Here is a 2,993-nt window from a genome sequence, read left to right as displayed (position 1 = left end):
TATTTATCGAACTTTGAGGTGTCCTAAAAAGGGGAAGCCTACACAAAGTCTAGTTTTCTATCGTTTAATGTGATTCTTAATTGACCAAAAGAAAAATAATATAATAGTGTTATTACGATTCCTAAAATTAAAATCGGAATTATAATCTTAAAAAGAATTAGCTCTAATTTAGCTGACAAAAGAATACAAAAAGGTAGAAGTATTGCTACAGTCAGAATAGACAGTAGAATCCTATTTTGTTTCATTACTTTTATTCTGTACTCTATCATTCTCAAATTAATGCCAACGTGTTTGTATAAGAATAGTTGCGGGTTTGCGAGCGAGGTTTTTCCGCAGGAAAATCAGATGAAGCAAACCCGCAACTACCTTTGTTTTAGCCTAAAACCGCAATTATTTTTATACTGTGTTGTACGCAGGCTTTTTTTATAATTGCTCCACTAGTTTCCTAGAAGTAACCGTATCATATATAATTTTTAGTTTACTAATCTTGTTTTGATTATCGAATTCAATAATGTCTACTACATCAAATTCCACTTTTTGATTATTCTTTAAAGTCCATTTATAGGTGAAGTAAATAGCTAAATCATTTGATTCATTATCTTCAAAAATTCCTTTTAAATGAAGTTCAGAATTTGAAGTATCGTTATTTAATTCACGATAAAATTCATCTGCTTTTTTTATTCCGTATAGTGGTGAATCAACCATTCCATTTTGATTGAATAAAGCAACTACTTGTCCAACATTTCCATTTTCAAGGTGGCTTATATATTGCCTTGCTATTTCCTTTTTATTCATTATTTTATCAATTTTTAAATTTCAGAGTTCGTTTCTCGGCTTGCGTACAACGGTTTAGTATATGAAAAGTGCGAATATATTAAGCCGATGTTTCGTAAGGGAACAAATAAACTAAAGTTGCACTTTGTATGGAATAAGGTAATAAAAGCATTTTTTATATACATTGTTGTATGCAGTTATTATTAATCGTATGAGTGGTAAGTCGGATGAATATCATTTAAAATTCAATGAATTAGAAGCAAATATACTAAACATAGTTAAAGGTCATAATACTTTTTTAGTCGAAAATGTACTTAAAAGTTGTATTACCACAATAAAACAAAACTCAACCGTTGATTAGATCAAGAACATCATCCATTTTCATAGTTGTTGCTATTGCTTCTGAACCTATACATACATAAGTATATTGTTTGTTAGACTTTAAGTGCGTTATTTTATCAACTATAATAACTGCTTTCATTCCATTTACAACATCAATTTTAATTGTTTTCATATTTTTAAATTTTTAGTTATGAGTAATAAGTCAGATTCACGCAAGAGTAATATCAGTCATTTTGATTTAAAATTGATATTAATTACAATTTTATCATTTATTGTAGGTTCAATAGTTGGAAAATGTCTTTTAAGTTGGTTAATATCCCTCCAAGTATAAAAGATATTATTGAATAAATAATATATCTCTTTAAGTGTTTGTTTTGTAATTCAAGATTAACTTTAGTTAGCCTATCAATCTCGTCTTTTAACTCTTGTCTTTCGTTTTCCTTTTTGTATGATTTCTTAATGGATTTGTTTTTGCTTTCGATGTAATCTTCCCAACTATTATATTCTAAAATATTTCTTCCGTTTTGAGTTATGTAAACAAGAGCATCATAAGAAAACTCTCCTTTTTTACTTCTAATCAAGTCGTTTTCTCTAATATAATCTACTATTTCTCCATCATTGGTTGCATCAAACTCAATGTCGCTTATTTGCGCAAACACCATGTCGGTTTCTTTATTCAATAGTTTTAAAAAAGAATAAATTGTATTTCCTTTCTTCTTATCCATCTCTATTGTTTTAATTGCATACAACGGTTTGGTGTATGGCTCGTTGCGTGCAAATTAGCGATAATTTTTCGGTTGAGCCACGAGCCAGATTTTTAAATTTTACTATTTATTTATTTTTTTTGGAAATCGTCAAATTTAAAAATTTGGCGACTTTCCAAATATGCTTTTACTTTAGTTTAAACAATTCATTAGCAATGAGCTATACACATTGTTGTAAAACGTTTTTTATTCAATCCCAATTATTATCGGAATTTTTGATTTAACCTGAATTTCATTGACGCAAGCTGGATTCCAATCAGTCATTCTTGTTAACAAATCCGCAATTTTGTTTTTTAATTCCTCGCTCATTTCGCCTCTGAAACGAATAGTTTCTTTTTCAATTTTACCATTTTCATTGATAATCGCTTGAACTATTAATTTACTTGGCTTACTACCTTCGATTTTTTTTATGGCTTCAATCAATTCTTTCGTGTCGGATTTAAGGCTTGGTGGTGTATCTGGATTTAGGTACACTCCATTTTCAGTTCGAATATTTTTTTCAACTTGGTTTTGGTTTAAAGCCCAAATGTACTCAGGTGAACTTTCTTTTATTCCGCTATAAGTTTTGAATTTTCCTTTAAAGGTTTCGGTTCTAACCTTTTGATTTTTTTGTAAATGGTCAATTTCAAGTTCATAAATCCCACGTAGTCCGCTTAACCTTTTGAATGGGTTTTGATTAAGAATTATTTTGGCTTTCGTTACTATATAATCAGTAGGATTTTCTAAGTCAATGTTATCTGTCCAATAATGATAAGAGGTTTCTTTCAATGTTAATTCCTTATCAATTTCGAAGACAATGTCATAACCTATAAATCCGCCACTATAACTATTTTCTATTTTCAATATCGAGTTCTCAATATTTATAGTCAATTCTTTAAAATCATCTCGAGTTTTGTCAACATTGTCAAATCGTTCATATTCGTCTGACTTTTCGTATGTCAATACGTTTTTATCAATAGAGACTTTTCTTTGTCCGAAAGCAAAATTTGTAATTAGAATCAGTATGATAAATTGTATTCTCAATGTTCGTTTTAAATGTTTTACAACGGGTTTGTGTATGGCTTGTTGTGGGAAATCCGCGAGGATTTTCCGCCGTAAAACGAAGATAGCAAA

Annotated in this window: 4 protein-coding genes; all 4 read right to left on the bottom strand. The window is 29.4% G+C overall.

Going from position 1 to position 2,993, the window contains the following annotated elements:
- Positions 1-423 precede the first annotated feature (423 nt).
- The gene (locus D778_RS13445) at positions 424-795 is read right to left on the bottom strand and encodes a nuclear transport factor 2 family protein (protein WP_007651658.1); all 372 of its coding nucleotides are present in this window, start codon (positions 793-795) and stop codon (positions 424-426) included.
- A gap of 325 nt (positions 796-1,120) precedes the next feature.
- Positions 1,121-1,288, bottom strand: a complete 168-nt coding sequence (locus D778_RS14570; protein WP_155949964.1) for a hypothetical protein — start codon at positions 1,286-1,288, stop codon at positions 1,121-1,123.
- A gap of 97 nt (positions 1,289-1,385) precedes the next feature.
- Positions 1,386-1,841: a hypothetical protein gene (locus D778_RS13440; RefSeq protein ID WP_007651656.1), complete on the bottom strand. Its 456-nt coding sequence runs from the start codon at positions 1,839-1,841 to the stop codon at positions 1,386-1,388.
- 225 nt (positions 1,842-2,066) lie between these two features.
- On the bottom strand, positions 2,067-2,993 hold a 927-nt coding region (locus D778_RS14625), incomplete at its 5' end, for a hypothetical protein (protein WP_040492592.1).

Source organism: Xanthomarina gelatinilytica (assembly GCF_000348685.1).
Classification (GTDB): Bacteria; Bacteroidota; Bacteroidia; order Flavobacteriales; family Flavobacteriaceae; genus Xanthomarina; species Xanthomarina gelatinilytica.
The sequence above is the reverse complement of the archived record's forward strand: the minus strand, read 5'-3'. Positions and strand labels throughout refer to the sequence as shown.